Genomic DNA, 23,930 nt, shown 5'->3' with positions numbered 1-23,930 from the left:
CGGCCCAGCAGCGCGGCGAGGATGGCGAGCGCGACACCGCCGCCACCGCCGACCACGAAGCCGGCGAGCGCCATGACCACGCCGCGGGGCGGGAAGACCCGATCGCGCGGCGGCTGGGCCACGGTGATGATGCGGGCGTTGCTCGTGTCGAGCCGCTCGAGCTCGCTCGTCTCGCGTGAGCGCGAGAGGAAGGCGTTGAGCAGGTTGCGGTTCACGTCGACCTCGCGCTGCATCTCGCGGAGCTGGACGAAGGCCTGGCCCGCCTCGGAGGCGAGGGTCGTCAGCTGCTCCACCGTCCGGCGCTGGGTGATCTCGGCGGCGCGAGCCCGGTCGAGATCGGCCCTGGCGGCCTGGGCGATGCGGCCGAGTTCGTCGGCGATGGCCCGGTCGAGGTCGCTGACCTGCGCCTGGGCGTTGCGGACGGTCGGATGGCGCGGGCCGAACTCGGTCTGCGCGTCGGCGAGACGGCGGCGGGCCTCGGCCTGCTGGCCGCGCAGTGCCGCGATGGTCGGGCTCATCACCGCCTCGGGGAGCGCCCCAGCCTGGCTCGCGGTCCGGAGCGAGGCCTGGATCTGCTCGCTGCGCGCCTGCGCCTCGGCAACCCGGGCCTGGGCCTGGGCGAGCTGGCTGTTGGCGTCGGTGAGCTGCTGTTCGCTGACGAGCTGGGTGCGCGTGCCGACGAGGCCGTTGCGGCGGCGGAAGTCCTCGGCCCGCTCCTCGGCGATGCGCACCCGCGTGCGCAGTTCGTCGAGGCGGTTGGTGAGCGACTGGGTGGCGCGCCGTGCCGCGTCGGCACGGGCGGCGGTCTGGCTGTCGATATAGGCGTGGGAGACGGCGTTGGCGAGGCGTGCGGCCTTGTCGGCATCAGAGGCGCGCACCGTCACCTCGATGACGAAGGTGCGCTCCGGACGCCGCACGATGACACGGTCGTAGAGCGCGTTGAGCGCCTGGCGCTCGCGGCTCTGGAGGCTCTCCTCGCCGGGGCGGCCGAGGCCGAACGAGCGCAGCAGGCCGACCGCCCAGGAGGCGCCGCCCTGGCCGTTGAATTCCGGGTCCTCGGTCAGTCGCTCGCTGTCGATGACGCGCGAGAGAACGCTCTGCGAGGTGACGATCCGCGCCTGGCTCTCGACGAAGTTGATCGCGGCGTTCGAATCCTGCTGGCGCGGGGTCAGCTCGTTGTCGAAGACCTGGATGCCGCGGGGATCGACGAAGATCTGCGCCGTCGCCATGAAGCGCGGCGTCATGAGGCGGGAGGCGCCATAGGCTGCCGCGGCGCAGGCGAGCGCCAGCAGGAGGATTGGCAGCCAATAGGGCACTATCGATGCCACCAACCCCCCGGAGGGCGCGGCGGGGCCGGCGGCGGCGGCCGGCACTGGCGGTTCGCGGCGTTCGGGACGACCATCGTCATACATGGTCGGGTCCTTTCCTGGGCCTGTCGGGGCCGCCTGGCGAGGCGGAGCGTCCCGGAGTGGAACACGAGACATCGGTGGTGCTCATGCTCCGCAAGGACGGGACCAGCGGCGGTTGTGCCGTTTCAGGCGATGCCCGCCCGGTCGAGGGCCGCGCCGACCGGCAGCACGGCGAAGCCCCGCTCGACGGCGCGGCCGACGATGCGCGATAGCACCCGTGGCGTCGTCCCGTAGAGGCTCGGGGCCTCGGCCACGTCGTGGGTGAACAACACCAGCCAGCCACAGGCCGCCGCCGCCCTGTCGAGCCAGGGCTCGAGATTGTCTTCGGTGAGACCGCGGGCGCTGATCTCGACCGCCTTGATGAAGTCGAGGTCGACCCGGCCCGCATTGATGCCGGGCTGGACCGAGCGGGCGGTGCGCACGCTCCCCGAGACATGCCTCTTCTGCATCAGCCCGCACTGGCCGTAGGGATAGGCGTAATTCTCGCGCACCAGTCCAGGCACGATGCGCCGGAGCGCCGCACGGTTGGCGGCGAGGTCGGCGGCGAAGGCGCGGGGATGCATGAGGTTGGCGGGCCGGTGGGAATGGCCGTGCAGGCCGATCTCATGACCTCGCCGGTGGAGTTCGGCGACCGCCTCCGCGCCCGCCACGGTCCATCGGCTGTTGGTGAGGCCGAAGAGGCCGGAAGCGGGATAGTACGTGCCGCGCGCGCCGTGATCCTCGAGGATGCGCGCGCCCGGCACCTCGGCCGATCCGGGGAAGTCGTCGAAGGTGATGGAGAGGATCGGTTGTTCGAGACGGAGGAGGGCGGTGCGGAAGGCAACGCGACGGCCGACCATGTGGTCGAGCCTGGCGAGAAGGCCGCCGAAAGCGACCTCGTCCGGATCGGCGAGCGCGCCGGGCATGTCCTGCGGCGGGGAGTGCCTCGGTGGCTGGGGGGCTGTCGCACCGCTCTTGTCGTTCACACCCTGCTCCTCGCCGACTGCCCTGTTTCCGGACAGCTGTGGTCGCGGTCCGGGGTTCTTGGGCACAAACTGGCAAGAGCCGGGCCACGGCTCCAAAACGGCCGCCGCGGCAAGCTGTTTGCTCCGGAGGCTGCGAGACCTCCATTCGCTCCCGCGTGAGGACCCGATCGTGAACCAGGCTGAGACTTCGCCCATGGAACTGTCCCGCAGCGAGACGTCGGGCGACGATGCCATCGTCCGCAGTGCCGGGCTCGATCCGCAGGCGGTGCGCGCCGTCGTCGTCGTGCCGACCTTCCGGCGCCCCGCCATGCTGGCCGACACGCTGGCCTCCCTCGCCGGGCAACGGGGCGCGCCCTCCATCGCGGTCGTCGTCGTCGAGAACGATGCGGCGGGCCGGGAAGGTCTCGCCGTCGCCCGGCGATGGCTGTCGGGCGGCGCGCTCCCGGGCATCGCCTTCGTCGAGACCGCGCAGGGCAACGTCCACGCCATCAACGCCGGCTTCGCCATGGCCCTCGCGACCTTTCCGGCGGCCGAGCACATCCTGATGATGGATGACGACGAGGTCGCCTCGCCCGGCTGGGTCGCACAGCTGGTGGACGCGGCCGAGCGCGAGGACGCCGACGTGGTCGGCGGGCCGGTGGTGCCGTGTTTCCGCGACGAGGCCCCGGCCGTGCTGGCGCGTCATCCCGTGTTCTGGCCGAGCCACGACCGGACCGGTCCCGTCGCGATGATCTACGGCACCGGCAACTGCCTGATGCGCCGCCGCGTCTTCGAGCGCCTCGGCCATCGCCCGCTCGACCCGCGCTTCAACTTCCTCGGCGGCGGCGACATGGACTTCTTCACGCGCTGCCGCCGCGCCGGCCTGCGCTCCTTCTGGGTCCAGGAGGCGCTGATCACCGAGACCGTGCCGGCGGAGCGCGCCCGCGTGGCTTGGGTGTTGCGGCGGGGCATGCGCATCGGCTCCATCAACCGCGCCGTCGACCTGAAACATGCCACCGGCGCTGCCGGACGGGCGAAGATTGTCGCCAAGGACGTGGCCATCGTGCCCCTGGCCATCCTGCGAGCCGCTCTTGCGCTGGCGCGCACCCGCAACCTCGTCGTCGCCGCCCATCCCCTGGCGGTCTCCGCCGGCCGCATCGCCGCCTGGGCCGGGGTCGAGCAGCAGCCCTATCGCGCGGGGAACGTATCGTGACACCCGCGGGGATCACCGAACTGCCGCAGGGGCTGCCGGCGGACGACCTCGCCCAGCTCATGCGCTGGGCGCGCGTGCTCGTCTTCGTCGGCGCCTTCCTGCTCGCATGGATCACTCTTGAACCCTATGCCGACCTCGGCAGCACGGCCTCCCTCGAATTCGCCTTCGGGCAGGAGGGCACGGCCTATGCCGCCTACGGGATCATGGCGGCCGTCGCGGGCGCGGTCGCGCTGCTGACCCAGCCGCGCGCCCTTGCGACCTTGCTCCACCCCCTTTGGATCGCCCTCGGCGCGTGGCTGTCCCTCACCGTCGTCACCTCCGCAGACGTCTCGCTGTCGCTCCGGCGCCTCATCCTGTTCGGCATGCTCGCCGTGCTGACGGCGGCGCTGTTCCTGATGCCGAAGGGGCGGCGCGACCTCGCCGGTCTCCTGGCCGCCGCCGTTGGGGTTCTCGTCGTCCTGTCGCTGGTCGGCGTCGCGCTCTTTCCCCAGTTCTCGATCCACCAGATCACCGATATCAACGAGCCCCAGCTCGCCGGCGACTGGCGCGGCGTCTTCGCCCACAAGAACACCGCCGGGGCCATCTTCGCGATGACCATCTTCATGATGATCTACGCGATCCGGACCGGCCTCGTGCCGCTGGGCTCGGTTCTGTTGCTGCTCTGCTCGGTCTTCGTCCTGATGTCCGGCGCCAAGAGCTCGACCATGCTGCTGGTGGTGAGCCTCGCCGTCTCGCTCGTGGTGGCGCGCACCCGCCGTGGCTGGCTGGCGGGGGCGATCGCCTTCGCCCCGCTGGTGGTGCTGCTGGTGCTCGGACCCGGCACGGTCATCAGCAAGGGCCTCGGCGACGTCATACGCCTTCTGCCGATCGACGCGACCTTCACCGGGCGCGCCGACGTCTGGGAACTGGCACTGGACAAGATCGGCGAGCGGCCTCTGACCGGCTTCGGCTACTCGGCCTACTGGGCCCTGGAATCGACCCGCTTCGGCCAGGAGGACACGACCCAGTGGGGCGGCCACGCCGCCCACGCCCACAACGGCTACATCGACGCGGCGCTGAACATGGGCATGCCCGGGCTGCTCCTCGTCGTCGCGGTCTTCGTCGTCTGGCCGCTGCGCAACTTCCTCGCGGCACGGGCGAAGGGCGCCGATCCGGCGCTCCTCCTCATGCTCCTGCAGATCTGGCTCTTCGGCATCTATGTCTCGGTGCTCGAGAGCTTCCTCTTCGTCCGCTTCGACCCGATCTGGATCACCTTCCTCTTCGCCGTCTTCGGGCTGCATTACCTGGCGAGGCGCCCCCATGTCGCGGAGTGACGCGGGCCTGCCGCGCCTCGACGTCCTGATCTCCGACAGCGCCGCGCCCTGCGGCGTCGAGGCCTTCGCCCGCCGCCTGGCGGAGACCGCCGGCGATCGCGCCGCGACGCGGGAACTCGGCACCGGCGGAGGCGAGGGGGTCCTCGTCATCAACCTGCCTGTCGTCGCCTGGAAGCGGAAACTGGTCGATCCCGTCCTCGCCGCCCTCGGAGCGCGGGCGCGCGGACGCCGTGTGCTGGTCATCCTGCACGAATGGGCCGACCTCGACTGGAAGCGCCGGGCGAGCTATGCGCCGCTCCTGCCGCTCGCCAGCGCCGTCCTGTTCTCGGCGCCGGAGGTCGCGGCCCAGTTCGCCGCCGACCCGCTGTCGCGCCTGGCACCCCGCCGCTCCGGCCTTGTCCCCATTCCGCCCAACGTATTCAGGCCGGACGTGCTGCCCACCAGCCCGCTCACGGCGCCGCTCGATGACGCCCGCCGCCGCGGCCAGCTCGTCCTCGGCCATTTCGGCTCGATCTATCCCCGCAAGCAGTCGACCCAGATCCTCGACCTGACGGCCGCCCTGGTTCAGCGCGGCGAGGATCCCTTCGCCGTCTTCATCGGCTCCTTCGTCAAGGGCCAGGACAGGGTCGAGGAGGAGTTCATGGCGCGGGCCCGGAGCCTCGGCGTCGCGGACCGCGTCCTCGTCACCGGCTACGTCGCCGACGACGCCGAACTCTTCGCGATCTTCGACGGTGTCGACGTCTTCGCCTACCTCTTCCCCGAGGGCCTCACCAGCCGGCGCGGCAGCGTCCTCGCCTGCGCCATGTCGGGCCGGCCGGTCGTCGTCAACGCCCCGGAACTGCCGGGCGCCTTCGACCACCACCCGACCTACCGGGCGCTGCTCGGCGAAGGCCGCCTCAGGCTCGTCTCCCACCGCGCCACGGTGGACGAGGTGGCGGCTGCGGTGGAGGCGGCCGCGAGCCTGCCGCGCCATGGCTCCCGTCTCGACGTCGCCGCAGCCTGGCGCGACGCACTGGCGGCCGTGGACGACGTCCTCACGGCCTGAACATCGCCTCAACCACCGACAGAAGAAACCGCGGCGCCCTGGGGCGTCGCGGTCGTCGTGCCGGACCGCCGTTACCGGCGGGAAGAGGCGTTGGGTTCAGAAGGCGTTGTCGTAGGCCTTCCGCGACAGCACCGTCCGGAAGAGGATCTCGATGTCGAGCAGGACCGACCAGTTGTCGATGTAGAAGAGGTCGTGCTCGACCCTCGCCTTCATCTTCTCGTCGGTGTCGGTCTCGCCGCGAAGCCCGTGCACCTGCGCCCAGCCGGTGATGCCCGGCTTGACGTTGTGGCGGCGGGCATAGAGGGCGATCCGCTCGTCGAACTCGCGGTCGTGAGCGATGGCGTGGGGGCGCGGCCCCACCAGCGACATCTGGCCCGCAAGGACGTTGAGGAGCTGCGGCAGTTCGTCGAGGTTCCAGCGCCTCAGGACGCGGCCGACGCGGGTGATCCTCTGGTCGTTCCGGGTCGCCTGGCGCACGACGTCACCGTCGTCCATGACGGTCATGGTGCGGAACTTGACGATCTGGAACACCCGCTGGTTGAAGCCGAGCCGCCGCTGCATGAACAGGATCGGCCCCGGGCTGTCGAGCTTGATGGCGACGGCGACGAGGATGAGCACCGGGGTCAGCAGGAACAGGGCGAAGGAACCGAGCGTGATGTCGAGGACGCGCTTGGCCATCACCTCGCCGGCGGTCAGCGGCGGGCGGCCGAGCTGCAGGCTGGCAATGCCGCCTGCCTTGGCGATGTGGACGTCCTGGAAGCGGTCGAAGATGCGTTCCGGACCGAGATGGATGGTCACCGGGATGCGCATGAATCCGTCGACCAGCCGGTCGATCGTCTCGGTCTGGGACCAGGGCACGATGATCAGGACGTCGTCGAGCTGCATCTCGCGGGCCTGGCCGGCGATGCGGGCGATGTCGTCCCGTCCGACCGGTCCCTCTCCGGACGGCAGGAGCCCCGTGCCGGCGATGTGCATGCCCGCGTTCCACGGCTGGTAGCGGCGGGCGAAATCCGTCACGTCGCTCTCGCGGCCGACCAGCATGACCCGGCGGGCGGGAATGACGCCGAACTTGGAGCCGAGGGTGAGCAGCCGTCCCGTCATCTCGCGGGCGACGAGCACCGCCGGCAGCCCGACGACGAAGGTGAGGATCACAGCGACGCGCGAGAAGACGTCGGTGGTCTTCGTCGCGAAGGCGAAAGCCATGAGGGTGAAGAAGGTCGCGCCCCACATGGTGAGGGTGGTGCCGAAGGCCCGGCGGGCGCCGACATAGTTGCCGATGACGTATTGGCTGCGCACCGCGCTGAGCATCACGAAGGTGCTGGCGACCAGCATGGCGAGGGTGGCTTGCGACGTCGCGGTCCACCATTCGCCGCTGGAGACGCGGCTGTAGACCAGGGATGCCGCGTAGCTGGTCGCGGCGATGACGAGCCAGTCGAGGGCAGCGGTGGCCAGCTTCAGGGCGAGCCGCATCCACGCATAGCCGCCCCGGCCGCGCCTGGCGACGGCTCCTGCGGGAAGATCGAGATCTTTCAACGTCATGGCGTGATCCCTTGATGCGCGTGGCGGCTTCCCTGTCCCGTTTGGGGACGGACGAAGGGCCACGACTGGAGCATCGCAGGGGGCGTGCCAGCGCGGCTTGCGCGACGGCTGTTCAGGTCGTGATCTTGCGGCGCCTGGCGGTGGCCGCGGCGCGGGCGATGAGCGTCTCCCGCGCCTGCGCAGGCGTCAGGTCGTGATCGGCGCCCGGCAGGATGGTCAGTTGCACGTTGTCCTGGCCCGAGAGCCAGCGTCCCCCCGCGCCGAAATGCAGGGCGAGGTCGCCGAGGCCGGCATCGTTCTCGCTGAAGATGAGGTCCACCGGCACCCGCCGCTCGCCGAGCTGGCGCATGAGGTCGCGCGCCTGGCGCGTCTCCTCGGTCGGCCGAAGGGCGCGGATACGGTCTGCGGCGCGCCGGCTGAAGGCGCGGATCAGCGGGCCGATCTTGCGTTCGCCGGTCAGCAGCCGCCGCCAGGCCCGCGCCTCGAAGACCTTGCCCGCATAGCTCGCCGCGAGCGGGAAAGCAGAGGCGATGGCCTCCTCGACGGTCTCGCCCGGGCGCCAGACGAAACGCTGGATGTTGACGAGGATGAGCCCGCCGATCCGGGCGTCACGCGCCGCCTGATGCAGCGCCAGATGGGCGCCGCTGCAGGCACCCAGCATGGTCAGGTCGCCATAGCCGCGGGCGACCAGAAGATCGATGGCGTCGCGCACCTGGGCGTCGTTGGCGCGGTTGTAGAGGACGCTGTCGAGGCTGTCGTCGCTGCCCGGCCGATCCTGGCCATCGCCGATCCCCGCCAGGTCCATGCGCAGCGACGCGATGCCCTGGGCCGCGAGCTCGCGGGCGAGCTGGACGCCGGAACGGGCCCAGCCGACATGGGAATTGCGGCCGGCATTGACGATGAGAAGCACCGGGCGGCCCGGCGCCGCGGTGAGGGGGTCGCAGACGACGCCGAACAGCCGGTTCTCCTCGCCGAAGGTGAGCGCCTCCTCGGTGAAGTGCGGGCCGGTCAGCCGCGCCGGAGCGGCGGGTGCCGCGGGAAGGGACGGCCTGACTGCGATCCCGTTCATCCACGCCACGGTGTCGGCGAGGATGTCGGCAGGCGTCGCGGCCATGGTCGGGCTCAGCGAGATCGCCTCGAAACCCTGGACCTCTGCGGCCGTGACGTTGCCTGCGGTCCAGGCGGCGGCGAGCTGCCGGCCGTCGCCCGAACCCTTGCGGGTGAGCAGCAGGACAGGCGCGGAGGGTGCCGCGAGCCGGATGAGGTCGAGGCCGCGGATGGCGTCGAGCGTCCCGGTGGTGGTGGCGAGGCCCGCGATCGACAGGCCCGCCTCGCTGGCGGTCGCGTCGGGATCGAGGCGCGCCGCCTCGGCCAGCGCCCGCGCCGTCATGGCGAGTTCGCGCGCATAGAGCCGGCCCTTCACCACCGGGTCGAGCAGGATGAGGCCGGCGAGATCCTCCGCCGTCTCGGCCGCCAGCGCGGCGAGGGTCGCCCCGAAGCGCAGGCCGGCGAAGACGATGCCGCCGACGCCGGCCTGCCGCTTCAGGACGACGGCGGCCTCATCAGTCGCGGCGCGCCAGGCAGCGAGCCGGTCGGGATCGGTGTCGGCGCCGAGGGAATCGGCGGTGCCTGGCAGGTCGAAGCGCAGCGTCGCATGGCCGGCCGCGGCCAGGGCCTCCGCGAGGCGCCGCAGCGTCTTGGTCGCCGCCAGCGCCTCGACGCCGTGCGGCGGGACGACGACGACGCCGAGCCCCGAACGACGGTCTTCCGGCGGCAGGTGCAGCTTGCCCATCAGGCCGTTGAACGAGACGGGGATCATGCGGAGAACTCGTAGGGCACGGGATGGCTGTTGAGGGCGGAGACGATGCCGCGCGGGGAGGCTTTTTCACCACGGGCGACGAGGGACACCGTGCGCGTCTCTCCCGGCGCCAGCGTGAAACCCTCGTCGGCCGCGCGGAACGCACGGTCGTCGACGGTGACGAAGCGGGCGAGCCGCTCCGTCGTGATGGAAACGGCGGGCGCCCCGTCCTGGATCACCGGCCGGACGGACAGGCCGATGTCCCGCGGCGTTGCCGCCCGTCCCTGAACGACGTGACAGGCTTCGGCGAGCAGGGCGCCGGTCTCGGCGTCGAAGAGCCGCGCCAGCGTCGCGTCATGGGCGAGGGGACCGAAGCGATAGGCGTGGGCCATGTCGAAGAAGCGGCCGGCGAGGGCGAAGCTCGACAGGCTCTCCGCCGAGCGGGGCGCGAGAACCATGTCGCGTTCGGCCCTGACCAGCGGATGCACGCCCTCGCCATAGGTCGCCAGCGTCAGCCGTACCCGCTTTTCCTGCGCCGTCTCGTTGACGAGATGGATGCCGAGACCGTTCAGCCCCTCGTCGGTGATCCCGAGATGGACGGGCCGGAAAGCCCGCCTCAACGCGTGCCACGTCGTCTTGGGCTGCCCGAGCCGGTCGATCACGCCCCAGCCGGCGCCCGGCTTCATGTCGTTGAGGAACCAGACGAGCCCGCCGGCGCAGCGCGAGCCGGCCCGACGCCACTCGGCGAAGACCTGTTCCATGAGCTCGGCCGGCGCGGCGCGGCCGAGCGCGAGATAGCGTTCCGGGTCGCCCGAACGCAGCGCCTGCGCATCGACACCGTACAGCGCGGCGACGTAGTGGTCGCGCACGTCCTCGAAGTCCCAGGACGCCCCGGCATCGCGCGGCACCCCGTCCTTCCAGCGCTCGCCGGCCGGAGAGGTGAGGCCGTCCGCAGCGAGGGAGGCGGGGGACGGCACGGCGGCGAAGGCGAGGCATTCGGAGGCGAAGCGCACGTCGGCGCGACGTGCATCCTCGATCGGCCGGCAATAGGCGCCGACGCCGAAGTAGTGGGTGACGCCCTCGTCGGTGACGAAGGGCAGGGCGCCGCCCCACGGTGAATGGGGCACGTAGACGGCCTGCGGCGCGATCTCGGCCGCCACCGCCGCCAAAGCCTCGTCGAAAAGCGGCAGGGCCGCCTGGTCCGGCGTCAGGCCGAGCATGGTCGCCTGCTGGGCGATCTCGCTGCCGCCGCAGACCACCGCCAGCGACGGCGACCCCTGCAACCTGCCGAGAAGCGCGCGCGCCTCCGCCTGGGCCACCGCGCGGAAGGCATCGTCGCCCGGATAGTCGAAATTGGCGAAGGGCAGGTCGTGCCAGACGAGGATGCCGAGGGCGTCGCAGGCGTCGTGGAAGGCGCGGCTCTCGGGCGTGATGGTGCCGGAGAGGCGGATCATGTTCATCCCCGCCTCGCGGGCGAGCGCCAGCAACGGCAGCGGATCGGCACCACCCGGCGAGACCGGATCCGGCGGCATCCAGGAGGCGCCACGGCAGAAGACCGGCACGCCGTTGACGACGAGGCCGAAGCCCTTGCCGTCGGCGCCGCGGTGGAGGGTGAGCGTGCGGAAGCCGACGGTGCCGCAATCGACGAGGCGGTCGCCAATGCGCAGGTGCACGCCGTGCAGCGCGGGCTCGCCATGGGTGTGCGGCCACCAAGCGGCGATGCGGGGCAGCACCATGCGGCCGGCATGGGCGCCGTCCGGGCCGGGATGAAGCGCCTGTGCCTGTCCGCCGCACAGCACCTCGACCGGCAGGTCCGGCGGGCTGTCGAACCGGACGGCGACGTCGAGAACGCCGTCGCCCGCTGCGAGGCGGGCGGAGAGCGAGAGGTCTTCGAGGCGCGGCCCGCCGCCGCGCGATACCAGATCGACGGGCTGCCACGGTCCGACGACGGCGACGTCGGGCGACCAGCCGGGCATGTGGCCGAGCGGGGTGGTGCGGACGAGCCTGAGCGCGCCCGGCTGGATCATCTGCGGCCGCCAGCGCTGCCGCGGCCCCTTGGCGCTTGCGAGGAGCGGGTTCAGCGCGTGGAAGCGGATGGCGAGGTGATGGCGACCAGCGGCGGCAAAGTCGACGGCATGCGCCTGGAACATCGACCGCGCCGCGAGCAGCGGCGCGCCGTCGAGGAAGACGTCGGCAGGGCCCGCGAGGCCTGCCAAACGGAGGGTCGCCGGTCCTTCGGCCGTGAAGGCGCAGCGGTACCAGACGTCGCGGCCGTGAAGGCCGGACGGAGCACCCGGCGCCAGGCGGCCGGCGGCGATCAGTGCCGCTTCCGCCGTGCCGGGAACGAGGGCGTCGATCCAATCGCCGCGCGCATCGGCCTCCGCCGGCGTCTCCGCGGCGCCGGGATCGAGAACGGCCAGCATCCAGCCCGCGTCGAGCGGGACGACCCGGTCGTCCGTATCGCTGCGCACCGGCCCCATCTGCCCCTCAGGATGCGGCCCGAACGAGGGTCCGGGTTTCGGCCATGGGAAAGCGCAGGGCTGCGGCGAGCTCGGTCATCAGCGCGTCGTAGTGCCCGGCCGTCTCGTCGAGGGCGGCGGCGAGCGCCTCGGTCTTCTTGCGCGCGAGAGCCCGCGCCAGCAGGAACTGGAAGGTCTTCATGCCGCCGGACATCGCTTCGCACAGCGCCACCGCCCTCTCGAGGCCACCGACGCCTTGGCCGGACAGCCAGACGAGATGGTCGCCGAGCAGCGCCATGTTGGCGCCGAACTGGCGGGCGGTGTTGAAGGCATAGGGGTGGAAGGAGCAGGGCGGCTCGCCGGCCAGCCAGTCGAGATGGCGCTGCAGCGCCGCGCGATAGGCGAGGACGGGGTTGCGCTCGGGCCGGCGCGCCCAGTGGGCGGCGAGGCGCGCGAGGGCCGCGTCGCGCAGCGCCCGGCCGGAAAGGCCGGGACCCGTGACCTTCACGAATTCCGTGTACGGCGGCAGGACCGGAGTCGCCACGCTCCCGAAACCGAGGAGCTGATGGACGTCCTCGCCCTCCATCTCGAAATAGCCGGCATTGTGGAAATAGCCGAGGTGCGCGGCGGCGCGGTCGAAGGCGTTGACCGCGATCGTCGTCTTGGAGTGGTCGGTGCGGTAGGTGACGCCCCGCGTATCGGGGAGGAAATGCGCATCGACCTCGACGAGGACGATGCGGCCGCGGGCGACCTGCTCCTCCAGGTGATCGACCAGCGGGCGGTAGATCGACAGTTCCTGGAGGTCGAGGCCGAACAGGGTGTCGAGATCGCCGTTGGGGATCTTGAAGAAGGTGAACTGGTCGCCCTCGAAGTCCTGGGCCAGCGTCATGCCGAGGGCCGCGGCCGGCTCGCGGCCGAGGGTCGCGAGGAGTTCGATGAAGAGATCCGTGTGGCAGTTCGTCTCCGGCCAGGCACGGCCCGCGTCGTGCAGGTCGTGCCGCCGGTAGGTAGCCGCAGAGAGATCCGGAAACACCGCGGCCATGGCGTCACAGCCCCAGCGACTGGCGCACGGACGCCGGCCAGCGGCTGACATTGGTACCATAGTGCTTGAGCAGCGCCAGGATCACCCGTTCGTGGCCGAAGCCGACGCAGGCCGTGTGCGCCACCTCGTCGCCCTGGGTCGAGAGCCCGAAGGTCTTGCCGAAGTGGTCCTGGTGGTAGTTGAAGGAGAGACACGCGGTCGGCTTCTCCTCGCTCTCGATGGCGATGAGGAGCTCGAACTTCAGGCGCTGGTCGCGCTGGTTGACCGCCAGCATCTTGCCGGTTCGGCCGAAGAAGGGATCGTTGGCGACATCGACCGTGAAGGGCAGGCCGAGTTCGGCGATGAGCGCCTGGCCGCGCTCAAGCCAGGTGGCGCGGAACGCGGTGACCTGGTCGGGCGTGCCCATGCGGACGAATTCGCGCATCCGGAAGAACTGCTGGCGCGCCGGGTCCTGCGAGGGCTCGTGGCGGAAGCAGTAGGACATGAGGTCGAAGAGGCGGCCCTCCTCGGGCAGCATGCCCCGCTTGGCCGCCGTCGGGTAGAGCGGATAGCAGGCCGCCGGCGTCAGCACGATCTCGCTGGCCTTCTGTCCCTCGGTCCAGTCGCCCTGCTGCTCGATGGTCTGCAGCAGACTGACGTGGTCGGCGGGGCTGCCGCAGAAACAGTGCACGGTGCCGGCGAGCTGGGGGAAGCTCTTCATGTAGCCGGACTTCTCGAAGACAGATCGTGCCATGGCAGGCGGAAAGCGCACCACTTCCGGCTCGTCGGCGGCGCCGTAGCGCGTCACCATCGCCTGGAAGCCGTCGCCGATGGCCTCGAACAGGCCTGAGCGGCCGTAGAGGCCGTCGACGCCGGTTTCGATCAGCAGGCCCTTGTCGAAGAGGTCGTCGAGGAAAGTCGCGGTCTCGGTCTTGGCGAGCATGTCTCAGTCCTCCAGATCGGTGTCGAGACGCGACATGAGCAGCATGGTCGCGGTGTTGGCGAGGATGCGGTCGTTGGCGATCATCAGCGGCGCCGACAGGATGTCGCGCAGCTGCCGTCCGACCGAGAAGGGGTTGTCGTTCTTGTAGCCCTGGATGCCGATGATGGTCAGCGCCTCCTGGACGATGGCGACGGCGCGGCGCGAGGCCTCGACCTTCACCGCGTTCATGGCGACGGCGAAGGCCATGGAATTGATGGCGTCCTCGTCGTGCCGTGCGGTCTCGAAGCGGGCGATGCCGTCGCGCACGATGGTCTTCAGCGCCGCGAGTTCGGCGGCGGCTGCGGCCAGGCGCGGCGCGCCGGGCGGAATGGCGTTGGGCATGCGGCGGGCCGCGGCGCGCACGCTCGCCTGCGCCTTCGACAGTGCCGAGCCGGCGATGCCGAACCACAGCGAGGCCCAGAAGAGGTGAGAGCTCGCCAGCATGGACTGCGCCGCGATCTCGGCGAAGGGCTTCGGAAAGACCTGCGCCGCCGGCACGCTCGCCGCCAGCTTGAAGCCGTGCGAGGTGGTGCCGCGCATGCCGAGGGTGTCCCAGACCGAGGTCTGGACGAGGCTCGCCTGGTCCTTCTCGATCACGACCATGACCTGGTCGGACGAGGCGGCGTCGGGCGCCCGGCGGGCGGTGGCCAGGATCGCATCGGCGTCGAGGCCGTAGGAGATGACGGTCGCGTCCTTCTCCAGCCTGACCATGTCGCCGTCCGGCACGATGGAGCAGATCGAGTTGCGCAGGTCGCCGCCGATGCCGGCCTCGGTGGTGGCCGAGCCGAGCAGAAGCTGTTTTTCGGCCAGCCGCTGCATGAAGCCGCGGTGCCAGTCGCTCTCCAGCCCGTGATGGACGAGGCTGGAGACCTTGATCTGGTGCATGGCGAAGACCATGCCGGACGCCGAGCAGGCGCCCCCCAGCACCGTGCAGACCTGGGCGATCTCGGCGAAATCGGCGCCATCGCCGCCGAGATGGGTCGGAATCATCATGCCGAGCAGGCGCGCCTCCCGCATGGCGGCGACCGCCTCGCGGGGAAAGCGGCCTTCACGGTCGACCGCATCCGCATGGGCGGCGGCGATCTCGGCGACCCGCTTGGCGCGGGCGGCAATGTCGGTGCCGTGCGGCACCTTCCGGGATTCCGACCTGTCGAGCATGATCAGCCCCCGACGTTCTCGGAGCGCAGCTCCTTGAGAGCGGCGTCGATCGTGGCGATCGAGGAGAACAGGCGGCGGTTGAGCATGCGCTCGGGGAACTCGACGTCGAAGGCCTCCTCGAGCGCCAGCATCAGCTGAACCGACCCGAAGGAGGTCATTCCGGCTTCGTACAGGTCGCTGGTGTCGGCAAGGCCAGTCACGCCACCCGGCAGTTCCACCGTGCGGGCGATGATCTCTCGGATCTGACTGTTCATTTCGGATCGCTCCTGTGAGCCGATCCCCGTTCCCGGGACCGGTTGTGTTGCATTTGACCGAGGCAATCAACGATTGATTACCGATAGCGTTAACCGCCCCTCCGCCTCCCCGGATGTGTCCGGTGGAGACATGACGGCGGTCTCGTAGGGTGATGAGCAAGAATGACGCCGGGCCGGTTCACGCGGTCTGCCGGCTGTTCGGGCGTCCAAAACGGGGATTTCGGCATTTCAGCCCCGCGTCAGGGTTCGGGCGGGACGGGGCGTTTACGAAAACGTAACGAAAGCCTGTGCCAAAACGGGTGTGCTCCGGGCATTTGACACGGGGCGCAGGCGGCGGTGCCGCTGCTCCCCGCATTCATATTTTATGACGATTGTCCCATGTCCGGCATTATCCTGCTCCTCACCCAGTCGCTTCTCTATTTCGGCGTCATGGCGGTCCTGTTCCGGATGCGCCACGCCATGGGCCTCGGCGCCTTTCTCTGCGCCCTCGGGGTCATGCATTTCCTCGAGACCTATCTGGCGGCGGTCTTCTTCATCCAGCTGCCCTTCGGCCTCCTGTCCCCGGGCTCGACGGTGCTGTTTTCCGGCAAGCTCGCGATCATCCTGCTGTTCTACATCCGCGAGGATGCCGAGACGGTCCGCCAGCCGATCTACGGCCTGCTGATCGGCAACTTCCTCATGGTGGGGCTGGTGGCGACGCTGCGCCTCTACGGGCCGCCGGTGTCGCTGCAGGGCTACAACCCGGATCTCGCCCTCATCAACCAGATGGGCGTGCTGATGGTCTGGGGCACCACGCTGCTCTTCATCGACGCCATCGCGCTGATTCTCGTCTACGAGCGGCTGCGCAGTCTGCTGCCGCGGTCCGTCGTGCTGCGGGCCGGCGTCAGCCTCGCCGTCATCCTGAGCTTCGATCAGGTCGCCTTCTTCGTCGGGCTCCACTGGGTGACGGGCACGCCCATCGACGCGCTCTACGGCGGCTGGATCGCCAAGATGGGCGCGGCGCTGGTCTATGCCGTCTATATCGGGATCTACCTGTCCCTCTTCGAACGCCAGAAGGCGGAGACGCCGCCCGAGCCGCTCGGCGACGTCTTCCACAAGCTGACCTATCGCCACAAATACGAGGAACTGCTCGGCACGACGAGCCGCGACGCGCTGACCGGCGCGCTGACGCGGGAGCGCTTCGAGGCCATGGCCGGCCCGATGCTCGCGGTCGCGATCGCCGAGGGCCGGCCGTGCAGCCTGCTCATGGTGGACGCGGACCACTTCAAGAGCATCAACGACCACCACGGCCACGTGGCGGGCGATGCCGTCCTGCGCCGCATCGTCGAGACCATGCGCGGGCAGATCCGCAGCAAGGACGCCGTCTTCCGCTACGGCGGCGAGGAGTTCATCGTCCTCGCCCCCGACATGGGCGAGGCCGCGGCGCTGGCGGCGGCCGAGCGGATCCGCTGGGCGGTCGAGGCCGGCCTCGACGACGTCGGCGATCCCGTGCCGACCGTCAGCATCGGAATCGCAGTGGCGCCCGGGGAGGGGACGTCGATTGCGGCGTTGCTGCGCCTCGCGGATTCGCGGCTCTACGAGGCCAAGCGTCTGGGGCGGAACCGGGTCGTGGCGCGGCCGGCCGACATATCGACCTGAACGGGCTGGCTCTCAGAAAAAAAGGGGCCGGCTGGCGACCGGCCGTTTGGTAGCGGGAGGCAGAGTCGAACTGCCGACCTCAGGGTTATGAATCCTGCGCTCTCACCAACTGAGCTACCCCGCCCCAAAAGGGCCTGCGGCCGGCGAACCGGTCGCGAGAGCGCGGATATAAGGTCGCGGCCGAAGGGGTGTCAAGCCGATCCCGGAGGGCTTTTGCGCCCGAGCCGCGCCAGTCCCCGGTCGAGCCCGACGAGCACCGCCGCCAGCGCCGCGAAGACCGCGGTGACGACAACGGCGTTCTGCAGCACCACCCGGTAGCCGATCCGGCCGGCGTCGAGGAAAGGGTAGGGGTACCAGCCGTCCACCGCGCCGCGCGCCATGGCACAGGCGAAGAAGACGAGCGGATAGACGAGCCAGACGGGAATGTCGGACGCCTTCAGCGCGCCCCGGCGCGCGAAGGCGAGCCAGAACAGGATGGCGAGGACCGGGACGACGTCGTGGAGCAGGGCGTCGGCGACCTTCTGCCAGCCCTGTGGGTCCCAGATCGATCGCAGGACGAGCGAATAGATCAGCCCGACCACGGCGATGGAGAGCGTCGCGGCGCCGTGAAGGGAAGCCGACGGCGGTCGTCCGAGCGCCGTCGTCGTCATCACCGCGGCCACGAGGATGTTGGTCAGGATGGTGAAGAAGCCGAGATAGTTGAGAACCGCGCCCGCCGCCGATCCGCCCGCGGCCCGCGTCGCCGCGATGATGAGGACGAGCTGGAGCGCGAGCGCGAACCAGCCGAGTGCTGCGATCACGCCGGCGATGGCACGGGGACCTTGGTCCGTGGCGGTCACGGCGTCCTCTCGCGGCGAAGGCGTCAGGCCGCGGCCTTCTTGAAGCGCACCAGCGTGAACAGGCCGCCGAACCCGGCGGGCTTCTTCTCGACGAGCGTCAGGTCCTTCTCGCCCATGACGCGGTCGAAGGAGAAGTCGGGGTGCCAGCCGAGCTTGTCGCCGAAGGGCGCCGCGGCCTTCTCGACGAGCGCGCGGATGCCACCCTCCGCGGCGAAATGGTTGACCAGGATGACCTCGCCGCCCGGCTTGCACACCCGGTTGAGCTCGGCCATCACCCCTTCCGGGTCTGGTACCACGGTGATGAGATACATGGCGACGACGCAGTCGAAGGTCGCGTCGCCGAATGCGAGGCGCCCCGCATCCATCTGCAGGATGCCCTCGACATTCGTCAGGCCCTCCTCGACGCGCTTGCGGGCGATGCGCAGCATGTCGAAGGACAGGTCGAGGCCGATGACGCGGCAGTCCTTGCCGTAATCCGGCAGGGCGATGCCGGTGCCGACGCCGACCTCGAGGATCCGGCCGCCGACCCGCGAGGCCGCCGCCACCGCCGCCTTGCGGCCCGTGGTGGTGATGCGCCCGAAGATCGGATCGTAGATCGGCGCCCAGCGCGCATAGGCCTTCTGGATCGATTGGGCGTCGAGCTCGGCGGCTTGCATGGAAACTCCGGTCAGATCGTGGCCTGAAGCGCGGCGGCGTCGCTGATGGCGGCAGGCTGCGGCCGCCGGCGGATGAAGCCACCGCCGAGCACCCGTGCCATGCCGTCCGCCCCGTCATAGAGCACGCAGGCCTGGCCGGGGGCCACCCCGTCCTCGCCGTCGAGCAGTTCGATCTCCACCTCGCCGTCCACCATGCGCAGCCGCGCCGGGCGCGGCGGGCGGGTCGAGCGCACCTTGGCGAAACAGGCGAGCGTCTCGCCCTCGGCGAGCGGCGCGTCGCCGAGCCAGTTGAAGTCGCGCAGGGCGATGGCATGGGTGGCGAGCGCCTCCCGCGGACCGACGATGACGCGCCGGCGCGCCGCATCGAGGCCCACCACGTAGAGCGGCTCGGCTGCCGCCACGCCGATGCCGCGGCGCTGGCCGACCGTGAAGCGCATGACGCCCTCGTGGCGGCCGAGGACGCGGCCGTCGACGTGGACGATGTCGCCCGCTTCCGCCGCCTCCGGCTTGAGCTTCTCGACGATGGAGGTGTAGCGGCCCGTCGGCACGAAGCAGATGTCCTGGCTGTCGGCCTTGTCGGCGATGGCGAGGCCGAAGCGGCGCGCGTGGTCGCGGGTCTCGGGCTTGGTCATCGTGCCGAGGGGAAAGCGCAGCAGGTCGAGCTGGTCGAGCGTCGTGGCGAAGAGGAAGTAGCTCTGGTCGCGGTCGGCGTCCGCCGGCTGGAACAGCGCCCGCCGCCCGGAGGCGGTCATGCGGCTCGACACGTAATGGCCGGTCGCGAGGGCGTCGGCACCGAGGTCGCGCGCCGTCTCGAGGAGGTCGGTGAACTTCACGTGGCGGTTGCAGTCGATGCAGGGGATCGGCGTCTCGCCGTCGGCATAGGACTGCGCGAAGCGGTCGATGACCGCCTTGCGGAACCGCTCCTCGTAGTCGAGCACATAATGAGGAATGCCGAGGCTCTCGGCGACGCGGCGGGCGTCGTGGATGTCCTGGCCGGCGCAACAGGCGCCCTTGCGGTGGATCGCGGCGCCATGGTCGTAGAGCTGAAGCGTCACGCCCACCACGTCGTAGCCCTGCTCGGCCATGAGGCCCGCGACGACCGACGAATCGACGCCGCCGGACATGGCGACGACCACGCGGGTCGCGGAGGGGGGCTTTTCGATGTCGAGGCTGTTGAGCATCGGGCGGCGGTTCTCGTCTGAACGCGCTATATAGGCTGCGTCGCCGCCGCCGCAAAGCGTTCGCTCGCGGCAGGGACGAGATTGCGGCAGGGGACTTGAGACGGTCACATCCGCCCGCTACAGGCGCGCCATGACCGCCCGCTACGCCCTCTACGCCGCTCCCGCTCCCGAGACGCCGCTCTGGCGGTTCGGTTCTTCCATCATCGGCTACGATGCGGCCGCGGCGTCGGAGGTGGGGTTTCCCGCCAGCGCGCCCTGCGACGCCCCTGACTGGCGGGACCTGACCGACGATCCCCGCCGCTACGGCTTCCACGGCACGCTGAAGGCGCCCTTCGCCCTGGCCGAGGGCACGAGCGAGGCCGAGCTCCTGGAGGCGGCCATGCTGTTTGCCGAGCGGCGGCGGGCCTTCACGGTTCCCGCGCTGAAGGTCTCGCTCATCGGCGCCTTCGTCGCCCTCGTCCCCGACGGCCCGGCGCCCGACCTCGACGCGCTCGCCGCCGACTGTGTCAGCGACTTCGACGCCTTTCGGGCGCCGCTGACCGAGGCGGACCGCGCGCGGCGCCTGCGCTCGCCGCTGAGCGCACGGCAGATCGCAAACCTCGACGCCTGGGGCTATCCGCATGTGTTCGAGGACTTCCGCTTCCATATGACGCTGACCGGCCGGCTCGACGAGGACCGTCGCGAGCCGGTGCGCGCTGCCCTGGCGGAGCGCTATCGCGAGATCGCCGCGCCCATGCCGGTGGATGCGCTCTGCCTCTTCCGCCAGCCGGACAGGGCAGGGCGGTTCAGCATCCTCGCGCGCTTCCCCTTCGAGGCCTGACCGGAGCACACGGCCCGCCCGCGCTTGCCTTGGCGATGAGGCTCGCTTAAGCCGCTTGCACGGTGCCTTCCGAGAGGAATTCGCCGGGCGCAGACCGCGGGACGACTATGCACGACATTCGCTGGATCAGGGACAATCCGGAGGCCTTCGACGCCGCCCTCGCGGCGCGCGGCCGCGAGCCGCTCGCCGCATCCCTGATGGCGCTCGACGATGCCCGCAAGGCGGCGGTCTCCACCCTCCAGGCCGCGCAGGAGCGTCGCAACGCCGCGTCCAAGGAGATCGGCCAGGCCATGGGCCAGAAGGACATGGCCCGCGCCGATGCCCTCAAGGCCGAGGTCGCCGCACTCAAGGACCGCATGGCCGAGGCTGAGGTCACCGAGCGCAAGGCGAGTGCCGATCTCACTGCCGCGCTCGAGATCATTCCCAACCTGCCGCTGGCCGACGTTCCCGTCGGGCCGGACGAGAGCGCCAACGTCGAGCGCCATCGCTTCGGCGCGCCCCGCGTGATCGCGGGCGCGAAGGAGCATTTCGAGCTCGGCGAAGCCTTAGGGCAGATGGACTTCGAGGTTGCCGCCAAGCTGTCGGGCGCGCGCTTCGTCGTTTTGAAGAAGCAGCTCGCGCGCATGGAGCGGGCGCTCTCCCAGTTCATGCTGGACCTGCACACCGACACCCACGGCTATACCGAGGTCAATCCGCCGGTCCTGGTGAAGGATGCCGCGCCCTACGGCACCGGCCAGTTGCCGAAGGCGGCGGAGGACATGTTCGTCACCCGCGAGGGACTCTGGCTCACCCCCACCGCCGAGGTGACGCTGACCAACATGGTGGCGCAGGAGATCGTCGCCGAGGACGTGCTGCCGCTGCGGCTCACCGCCGCAACCCAGTGCTTCCGCTCGGAGGCGGGCGCCGCCGGCCGCGACACCCGCGGCATGCTGCGCCAGCACCAGTTCCTGAAGGTCGAGCTCGTCTCGATCACCGCCCCCGAGCAGGCGATCGACGAGCACGAGCGCATGCTCGCATGCGCGGAGGAGGTGCTGAAGCGGCTCGACCTGCACTACCGGGTCGTGACGCTCTGCACCGGCGACATGGGCTTCTCGGCGCGCAAGACCTACGACATCGAGGTCTGGCTGCCGGGCCAGAAGGCGTTCCGCGAGATCTCGTCCTGCTCGGTCTGCGGCGACTTCCAGGCCCGCCGCATGAACGCGCGCTACCGGCCGAAGGCGACCGACAACAAGCAGCCGGCGCCGCAGTTCGTCCACACGCTGAACGGCTCGGGCACAGCCGTCGGCCGCGCGCTCATCGCGGTCATGGAAACCTACCAGCAGGACGGCGGATCCATCGCCGTCCCTGCCGTCCTGCAGCCCTACATGGGCGGCCTCACCCTGATCGAGAAAGCCTGATGCGCATCCTGGTCACCAACGACGACGGCATCCACGCGCCGGGGCTCCTGGCGGCGGAGAGGATCGCCCGCACGCTGTCGGACGACGTCTGGGTGGTGGCGCCCGAGACCGACCAGTCCGGCGTGTCCCATTCGCTGTCGCTGAACGATCCCCTGCGCCTGCGCGAGGTCGGGGAGCAGCGCTACGCCGTGCGCGGCACGCCGACCGACTGCGTCATCATGGCGGTGAAGCACATCATGGCGGGGGAGGGCCCGAACCTCGTCATCTCCGGTGTCAACCGCGGCCAGAACGTCGCCGAGGACGTCGGCTATTCCGGCACCATCGCTGGCGCCATGGAGGGGACCATCCTCGGCATCCCCTCCGTCGCCCTGTCGCAGGCCTATGGTCCCGAGAGCCGGCACACGGTCCCGTACGAGACCGCCGAAGCCCACGCCCCCGGCGTCATCCGCACCATCCTCGAGGAGGGGCTGCGCCCCGGCTCGCTGATCAACATCAATTTCCCCAACCGCAGCCCCGACCAGGTGCGCGGCATCCAGGTCACCGCCCAGGGGCGCCGCGACCAGGAGATCCTCACCATCGACCCGCGCCACGACGGTCGGGGCAATCCGTACTACTGGATCGCCTTCGTGCGGAACCGGCACCGCATCGAGAATGGTACCGACCTCTGGGCGCTGTCGGAGGGCTATGTGTCGGTGACGCCGCTCGAGATCAACATGACCGACGAGCCGACGATGACACGCCTCGCCGCCGTCTTCGCCGGCGACCGCGCGCCCGGCAGCTGAGGCGAACGATGAACGCGGCACCCGGACCGGAGCATTTCCTGGCCGCTGCCGAGTTCGTCCTCATGCTGCGGCAGTCCGGCCTGTCCGACCGCCGCGTCCTCAAGGCGATGGAGCAGGTGCCGCGGGTGCCCTTCGTCGAGGAGCGTCACTTCGCCCTTGCCGACGAGGACGTGTCACTGCCCATCGCCATGGGCCAGTCGATCCTCAGGCCGACGCTGCTCGCCACGATGCTCGACGCCCTCGACGTCGGCCCCACCCACAAGGTGCTCCACGTCGGCACGGGCTCCGGCTATGCGGCGGCGATTCTCGGCCGCCTCGCCGCGAGCGTCGTTACGGTCGAGCGCTGGCGCACCCTCGCCGATGCCGCCCATGTGCGGCTGCGCTCCCTCGGCTACGACATGGTCGAGACGATCTTCGGCGACGGCTATGACGGCTATCCCCAGCGCGCGCCCTACGACCGGATCATCCTCACCTGCGCGGTCTCCGATCCGCCGCCCCACTTGCTGGCACAGCTCGCGCCGGACGGGGTCATGGTCGTGCCGCTCACCGCCGGCGTCATCGTGCGCACCGGCAAGGCGGATTCCCAGGCCGCGCGCACCGCCTTCGCGGTGGCCCAGGTCGATCCCGCGGTGCACGGCGTCGCCCGCCGGCTCTGATTTTCCCCGAAAATCTCCGCGTTGAATACCGAACCTTAACCTGAACAGGTCATAAATCAGGGCGTCACTTGTTGCGTACCGCGTGAGAGTAGCCATGCGTCCTCGTGCGTTTCCCGGGTTGTCCCGGCTCGTCCTCGTCATCGCGGTTTCCGGCCTCGGAGCTGCCTGCAGCACCGATGTCGCGCGTTTCGACGAAAACCCTTTCGCGACGCGACAGGTCGCCAGCGCGCCCACGCCCCAGGTGTCGGCAGCTCCCGTCGCGCAGGTCGAGGCCCAGCCGCTGCCCGCCCGCGACTTCGTGGTGACCTCGCCGCCGCCGGGCGGGACCCAGGGCGGTTCGCCCTTCGGCCGCGGTGCCGACACCGGCCTGACCACCGGGACCGTGACACCGCGCCAGCCTTTCGGCTCGTCCAATCCGTCGACCCCGGCCGTGCGCCAGATGGCCGCCGCCCCGGCGACCAACGGCCGCGGCAACTGGTCGGCCACGGGCGGTACCACCATCACAGCCGCCCAGGGTGATACGCCCGAGGCCCTGTCCCGCCGTTACGGCGTGCCGGCAGCAGCCATCGCCCAGGCGAACGGTACCTCCGGGAACCAGGCCTTCTCGGCCGGCCAGAGCGTCGTCATCCCGACCTACTCGATGGCCTCGGCGCCTCAGGCGGCTCCGGCCGCAGCGCCTGCCCGCGCCGCCACCGACCTCGTGCGCCAGCCGGCGGCCGACCAGCCCCGCCGCGTGCAGACCCAGACCATCGCCGTTCCGCCGCAGCGCACCGCCGCGGGCTCGCTCAACGGCGGCCCGCGGCCGCGGGCATGCACCGGCATGATC

The 23,930-nt window shown here is 70.5% G+C and carries 21 protein-coding genes and 1 tRNA gene; 9 read left to right on the top strand and 13 right to left on the bottom strand.

What is annotated here, in order from left to right:
* A partial coding sequence (locus tag ACT6XY_RS17005; protein WP_444749519.1) for a GumC family protein occupies positions 1–1,328 on the bottom strand: 1,328 nt, incomplete at its 3' end.
* Positions 1,329–1,534: 206 nt separating this feature from the next.
* A complete protein-coding gene (locus ACT6XY_RS17000) occupies positions 1,535–2,374 on the bottom strand; it encodes a polysaccharide deacetylase family protein (protein ID WP_444749518.1) in 840 nt (279 codons plus the stop codon).
* Positions 2,375–2,567: 193 nt separating this feature from the next.
* On the opposite strand from ACT6XY_RS17000, the gene ACT6XY_RS16995 reads away from it, so the two are divergent.
* Genes ACT6XY_RS16995 through ACT6XY_RS16985 form a run of 3 tightly spaced genes read left to right on the top strand, consistent with a single transcriptional unit; the run spans position 2,568 to position 5,924 of the window.
* Positions 2,568–3,566, top strand: coding sequence for a glycosyltransferase family 2 protein (locus ACT6XY_RS16995; protein WP_444749517.1), 999 nt, complete (start codon positions 2,568–2,570; stop codon positions 3,564–3,566).
* A complete protein-coding gene (locus ACT6XY_RS16990; RefSeq protein WP_444749516.1) occupies positions 3,563–4,879 on the top strand; it encodes an O-antigen ligase family protein in 1,317 nt (438 codons plus the stop codon). Before ACT6XY_RS16995 ends, ACT6XY_RS16990 begins: the two co-directional genes overlap by 4 nt.
* Complete coding sequence (locus ACT6XY_RS16985; protein ID WP_444749515.1) at positions 4,866–5,924, top strand: glycosyltransferase; 1,059 nt, start codon at positions 4,866–4,868, stop codon at positions 5,922–5,924. Before ACT6XY_RS16990 ends, ACT6XY_RS16985 begins: the two co-directional genes overlap by 14 nt.
* Positions 5,925–6,020: 96 nt before the next feature.
* On the opposite strand, the gene ACT6XY_RS16980 is transcribed toward ACT6XY_RS16985, so the two are convergent.
* The 7 genes from ACT6XY_RS16980 to ACT6XY_RS16950 all read right to left on the bottom strand — a co-directional run bounded on the left by ACT6XY_RS16980 (position 6,021) and on the right by ACT6XY_RS16950 (position 15,135).
* Positions 6,021–7,463 carry an undecaprenyl-phosphate glucose phosphotransferase gene (locus tag ACT6XY_RS16980; RefSeq protein ID WP_444749514.1) on the bottom strand — a complete coding sequence of 481 codons (1,443 nt, stop codon included), beginning with the start codon at positions 7,461–7,463 and terminating at the stop codon, positions 6,021–6,023.
* A 112-nt stretch (positions 7,464–7,575) separates the two neighbouring features.
* Entirely contained in the window at positions 7,576–9,282 is a 1,707-nt protein-coding gene (locus tag ACT6XY_RS16975) for an alpha/beta hydrolase (RefSeq protein WP_444749513.1), read from the bottom strand.
* Positions 9,279–11,741 (bottom strand): glycoside hydrolase family 2 protein, encoded by a 2,463-nt coding sequence (locus tag ACT6XY_RS16970; protein WP_444749512.1) that lies wholly within the window; start codon positions 11,739–11,741, stop codon positions 9,279–9,281. Before ACT6XY_RS16970 ends, ACT6XY_RS16975 begins: the two co-directional genes overlap by 4 nt.
* Positions 11,742–11,748: 7 nt before the next feature.
* A complete protein-coding gene (locus tag ACT6XY_RS16965; protein ID WP_444749511.1) occupies positions 11,749–12,762 on the bottom strand; it encodes a DUF1839 family protein in 1,014 nt (337 codons plus the stop codon).
* Between the two features lie 4 nt (positions 12,763–12,766).
* Entirely contained in the window at positions 12,767–13,684 is a 918-nt protein-coding gene (locus tag ACT6XY_RS16960) for an amino acid--[acyl-carrier-protein] ligase (RefSeq protein WP_444749510.1), read from the bottom strand.
* Between the two features lie 3 nt (positions 13,685–13,687).
* Positions 13,688–14,881 carry an acyl-CoA dehydrogenase family protein gene (locus ACT6XY_RS16955; protein WP_444749509.1) on the bottom strand — a complete coding sequence of 398 codons (1,194 nt, stop codon included), beginning with the start codon at positions 14,879–14,881 and terminating at the stop codon, positions 13,688–13,690.
* Between the two features lie 2 nt (positions 14,882–14,883).
* Positions 14,884–15,135: an acyl carrier protein gene (locus tag ACT6XY_RS16950; protein ID WP_444749508.1), complete on the bottom strand. Its 252-nt coding sequence runs from the start codon at positions 15,133–15,135 to the stop codon at positions 14,884–14,886.
* Positions 15,136–15,513: 378 nt separating this feature from the next.
* Here ACT6XY_RS16950 and ACT6XY_RS16945 point away from each other — a divergent pair, with 378 nt between their 5' ends.
* Complete coding sequence (locus tag ACT6XY_RS16945) at positions 15,514–16,773, top strand: diguanylate cyclase (protein WP_444749507.1); 1,260 nt, start codon at positions 15,514–15,516, stop codon at positions 16,771–16,773.
* A 47-nt stretch (positions 16,774–16,820) separates the two neighbouring features.
* On the opposite strand, the gene ACT6XY_RS16940 is transcribed toward ACT6XY_RS16945, so the two are convergent.
* The 4 genes from ACT6XY_RS16940 to mnmA form a co-directional block, all read right to left on the bottom strand.
* Positions 16,821–16,897, bottom strand: a tRNA-Met gene (locus ACT6XY_RS16940).
* Positions 16,898–16,964: 67 nt separating this feature from the next.
* Positions 16,965–17,612, bottom strand: coding sequence for a Pr6Pr family membrane protein (locus tag ACT6XY_RS16935; protein WP_444749506.1), 648 nt, complete (start codon positions 17,610–17,612; stop codon positions 16,965–16,967).
* Positions 17,613–17,635: 23 nt separating this feature from the next.
* Positions 17,636–18,268, bottom strand: coding sequence for a class I SAM-dependent methyltransferase (locus ACT6XY_RS16930; protein WP_444749505.1), 633 nt, complete (start codon positions 18,266–18,268; stop codon positions 17,636–17,638).
* Positions 18,269–18,279: 11 nt separating this feature from the next.
* Positions 18,280–19,449, bottom strand: coding sequence for a tRNA 2-thiouridine(34) synthase MnmA (gene mnmA, locus ACT6XY_RS16925; protein ID WP_444749504.1), 1,170 nt, complete (start codon positions 19,447–19,449; stop codon positions 18,280–18,282).
* 130 nt (positions 19,450–19,579) lie between these two features.
* Here mnmA and ACT6XY_RS16920 point away from each other — a divergent pair, with 130 nt between their 5' ends.
* The 5 genes from ACT6XY_RS16920 to ACT6XY_RS16900 form a co-directional block, all read left to right on the top strand.
* Positions 19,580–20,269, top strand: coding sequence for a DUF1045 domain-containing protein (locus tag ACT6XY_RS16920; protein WP_444749503.1), 690 nt, complete (start codon positions 19,580–19,582; stop codon positions 20,267–20,269).
* A gap of 107 nt (positions 20,270–20,376) precedes the next feature.
* Positions 20,377–21,666, top strand: a complete 1,290-nt coding sequence (serS, locus tag ACT6XY_RS16915; protein ID WP_444749502.1) for a serine--tRNA ligase — start codon at positions 20,377–20,379, stop codon at positions 21,664–21,666.
* Complete coding sequence (gene surE / locus ACT6XY_RS16910; RefSeq protein ID WP_444749501.1) at positions 21,666–22,448, top strand: 5'/3'-nucleotidase SurE; 783 nt, start codon at positions 21,666–21,668, stop codon at positions 22,446–22,448. The genes serS and surE overlap by 1 nt, the downstream gene beginning before the upstream one ends.
* Positions 22,449–22,456: 8 nt before the next feature.
* Positions 22,457–23,104 carry a protein-L-isoaspartate O-methyltransferase family protein gene (locus ACT6XY_RS16905; protein ID WP_444749500.1) on the top strand — a complete coding sequence of 216 codons (648 nt, stop codon included), beginning with the start codon at positions 22,457–22,459 and terminating at the stop codon, positions 23,102–23,104.
* A gap of 94 nt (positions 23,105–23,198) precedes the next feature.
* Positions 23,199–23,930: LysM peptidoglycan-binding domain-containing protein (locus ACT6XY_RS16900; RefSeq protein WP_444749499.1), on the top strand; the 732-nt coding region annotated here is incomplete at its 3' end.

Origin of the sequence: Phreatobacter sp. (assembly GCF_052440005.1) — a bacterium.
In the GTDB taxonomy this organism is placed as follows: Bacteria; Pseudomonadota; Alphaproteobacteria; order Rhizobiales; family Phreatobacteraceae; genus Phreatobacter.
The sequence above is the reverse complement of the archived record's forward strand: the minus strand, read 5'-3'. Positions and strand labels throughout refer to the sequence as shown.